A 563-nucleotide genomic window follows, 5' to 3' on the forward strand; every position below is an offset into this window, starting at 1 on the left:
GGTGATGATGTGGGCATTGCTGCCCACTAAGAAAATCAATTAAGCGTTGTCTCTAAGGTAACGAGCAATTGCCGACTGTGCGTCTTGACCATCGACGGTCTTCACGTCTTTCAGCCACGCTTCGATTTTGTCTGCGTTCGCGTTTAACCAAGCTTGTGCGGCTTTAGATGGTTTTTGCTTCTGGTTGAGAATCGCTTCCATCAGCTCGTTTTCCATTTCTAGGCTGAACTCTAGGTTTTTCACTAGTTGACCCACATTCGGACACTCAGTAAGGTAGTTTTGACGTACGTTTGTATAAACGTTTGCACCGCCGTAGTTTGGACCAAAGAAATCATCGCCACCCGATAGGTATTCCATTTCAACATTACTGTTCATTGGGTGCGGCGCCCAACCCAGGTAAACGATCCACTGATTGCGACGTACCGCACGTGATACTTGTGACACCATGCCCGCTTCACTTGATTCAACCAGGCTGAAGTCTTTTAAACCAAAGGCGTTGCTGTCGATCATGGATTGGATTAAGCGGTTGCCATCGTTTCCAGGTTCAATGCCGTAAATACGAT

The 563-nt window shown here is 47.1% G+C and carries 1 protein-coding gene; it reads right to left on the reverse strand.

Translation table 11 applies throughout. The features are described from left to right. Window positions 1–39: 39 nt before the first annotated feature. Window positions 40–563: glycine betaine ABC transporter substrate-binding protein (locus R7E78_RS29135; protein WP_318059020.1), on the reverse strand; the 524-nt coding region annotated here is incomplete at its 5' end.

It is taken from the genome of Vibrio sp. YT-19(2023) (assembly GCF_033337395.1).